Raw genomic sequence first — 2,832 nt, 5'->3', positions numbered from 1 at the left:
TTGTCTTGGCTTGATGCGGATCAGTCTAAAGCATTCTCAGGAATAGAGGAGCTCGTTGCTGATGTTGTCGCTGATATGATTAGCAATAATGAAAAAGTTCCTACACCACTCTCCGGGAAAATATAGTAGGCAGTTTGTTGTCCTTGTTCTCAGTGGTTCAACAAAAACTAGCCCTCGAAGCCGCAGAACGTGGCGTGGACATAAATTGTTTAGTATCAGTAAAAAGAGCGATGTAATTTTAGTACGAGTGAGTGATAGAGCAGGAACCTATGCTTCATATATTCAGTAAATGGTATGTTTTTGAATTAATAGGTATTTTTAAATAAAGCTTTCTTTGATTTAGTGCTTTTTATTTAATAAATTAATTTTAAAAACAACTTAGGCTAATTGATAAACACTATCTGGAAAGATTAAAAGAAAATATTTTTTAATTTCTGCTAATTCATTTAAGGCAGGTTCCCTTTCAAGCAGTTGAAATGTCCAAATAAGTACAGCCTGATGATTATCATAGCAAGTATTTACTCCAAGAAAATTAGCCATTCCATAACTTCTATTGATGTTCATTTCTTTAATTAATTGATTTCCTAAGTCACGAGCTTGCTGGCTGATCAATAACTCATTTGGTAACACGGCGGTCATCTCCACAAAATAATCTAATGCAGGTTCAATCCTTATATTTAAAAAGTTATAATTTAGTTGAAATGGATAAAATATACTTTCTATAAGTTGTAATAACCTGCTGTAGGTTAATTTTAGCAAAGTATTACTCAGTCAACAACTTCAAATAACCCACAGCAAGTTATTTTTTGTAAATTAATTTAAATATGATTACTTGTAAGTTATCTAGCCTCATGGGCGATAGAAAAATTTTAAAATTAAGTGAAGTGGTGCATGCAACAGGTATCAATCGCAACACGCTCACAAGTATGTATTATGACCGTGCTGTACGTATTGAATTACCAGTCGCCGATAAGTTGTGTAAGTACTTTAACTGTACGATGAATGATTTGTTTGAGTTTAAGGAAGAAGTTGAAGAAAAAGATTAACTTAATACTTCGTTTGATAAGTTTTTCGAAGAAAAAGACTAGCCAATACTTAGTTTGATAAGTTTTTCTCTGCAGATCTAATATTGAATTTTATAAAATATCATTACAAACAGAGGTGGTTCCACTTGTTTGAACAACTAAAAGCGTATTTATAAGTGATATTCCGCTCTAGTTAAGCCACCTTGTTTTGTTGGGGTAGCTGATCATAGTAAAACTCATTTGGTGTCATTTTGTCTAGACTCGAATGAGGTCGTTTCAGATTATAAAACTCAAAATATGCACTCAATTGCTTTTTCGCATCTGTGACACTGCTATAAGCTTTGAGATACACCTCTTCATATTTAACGCTCCGCCATAATCGTTCAACCATCACATTATCTACCCATCGACCTTTACCATCCATACTGATTTGAATGCCATTTGATTTCAATACATCAATAAATGCATCACTGGTGAACTGACTGCCTTGGTCTGTATTCAATATTTCAGGTGATCCATATTTTTCAATCGCTTCATTTAAAGCCGAAATACAAAAATCCACCTCCATACTAATCGATACCCTATGCGCAAGTACCTTGCGGCTATGCCAATCAATCACAGCACATAAATAAACAAAGCCTTTTGCCATAGGGATATACGTTATATCCGTAGACCACACTTGATTACTGCGCTGAATAGCCAATCCTTTGAGCAGATATGGATATTTACGGTGAGCTTGATTAGCCTGGCTTAAATTTGGTTTGCAATATAACGCCTGAATACCCATTTTCTTCATTAAAGTACGTGTATGACGTCGTCCTATATGATGCCCTTGACGATTCAACAAATCACGCATCATACGACTGCCTGCAAAAGGATATTGCATATGTAATTCATCAATACATCGCATCAGCTTCAGATCTGATGAGCTAACAGGTTTTGGGCGATAATAATAACAACCACGAGAGACTTTCAGTAACTTAGCTTGTTTAGATACTGAAATCTGAAGTGAGTGATCGATTAACTTTTGTGGTTGAAGCGGCCCAGTTTCTTCAACACACCTTCTAAAAAATCAATTTCTAATGCCTGCTCACCGATTTTTGCATGTAGTTTTTTTAGATCGATGGGTGGTTCTGATGGAGCTTTTGATTGATCGAAAGCTTGTGAGGAAGCTGAGATCAATTGATTTTTCCAGTCAATAATTTGGTTTTGATGAACATCAAACTCAGCACTCAATTCAGCAAGTGTTTTTTCTGCTTTGATCGCAGCAAGTGCTACCTTAGCTTTAAAGTCATTTGAATGATTTCTTCTTGGTCTACGTGCCATAAAATACTCCATATATTGATGTTTATAACATCATTTGAGGAGCAGAATATCACTTATAGGAGTTGTTCAAATTTCCGGATCCATCTCTTTATTTACCGTTTGGACGTGAAGAAGCGAATCTGTTCTTTAACGTGATTGCCAAGCGTTATGAAAAAGGCAGTACGATATTGACGAGTAACTTACCCTTTAGCCAATGGTCTAAGTCGTTTGCGGATGATGTCACGTTGACCGCTGCGATGTTAGATCGGTTATTGCATCACTGTCATGTGGTACAAATATCGGGTGAGAGTTATCGTTTGAAGGATAAAAAAAGAATTGGGATTCAGCCCCAGGTTGAAATTTAATACGAGATCAAAGGGGTCAATTTTAGAATGCCGTTGACAATGCTCGCACTTAAATTTTGGTATGAATTCTGGTTCCAGAAATTGAACCGTACCGGGTTTGTCGGAGACTTTTTTATTTAAGTTAGGCCACCTGACCT

General features: G+C 35.9%; 3 protein-coding genes and 2 pseudogenes. 3 read left to right on the top strand and 2 right to left on the bottom strand.

Annotated features, from left to right (window positions below; genetic code table 11):
* Positions 1-126: pseudogene (locus FTV42_RS17725) on the top strand (antitoxin HicB); the annotation flags it as partial.
* A gap of 252 nt (positions 127-378) precedes the next feature.
* Here FTV42_RS17725 and FTV42_RS16070 read toward each other — a convergent pair.
* Positions 379-630, bottom strand: a complete 252-nt coding sequence (locus FTV42_RS16070; RefSeq protein WP_004658363.1) for a hypothetical protein — start codon at positions 628-630, stop codon at positions 379-381.
* A 194-nt stretch (positions 631-824) separates the two neighbouring features.
* Between FTV42_RS16070 and FTV42_RS16065 the strand changes: the two genes are divergently transcribed.
* Entirely contained in the window at positions 825-1,046 is a 222-nt protein-coding gene (locus FTV42_RS16065; protein ID WP_004658364.1) for a helix-turn-helix transcriptional regulator, read from the top strand.
* Positions 1,047-1,218: 172 nt separating this feature from the next.
* Here the strand turns inward: FTV42_RS16065 and FTV42_RS16060 are convergent.
* Positions 1,219-2,363, bottom strand: a protein-coding gene (locus FTV42_RS16060) for an IS3-like element ISAba14 family transposase (RefSeq protein ID WP_373683240.1) whose coding sequence is annotated in 2 segments (ribosomal slippage) — positions 1,219-2,099 and positions 2,099-2,363 — 1,146 coding nt in all. Because the reading frame shifts where the segments join, the coding sequence is not laid out codon by codon here.
* Positions 2,364-2,440: 77 nt separating this feature from the next.
* On the opposite strand from FTV42_RS16060, the pseudogene istB reads away from it, so the two are divergent.
* Positions 2,441-2,695: pseudogene (gene istB / locus FTV42_RS16055) on the top strand (IS21-like element ISAba8 family helper ATPase IstB); the annotation flags it as partial.
* Positions 2,696-2,832: the final 137 nt, after the last annotated feature.

It is taken from the genome of Acinetobacter sp. YH16052, from assembly GCF_013417155.1.
GTDB lineage: Bacteria > Pseudomonadota > Gammaproteobacteria > Pseudomonadales > Moraxellaceae > Acinetobacter.
This window is presented reverse-complemented; position numbering and strand designations above follow the sequence as displayed.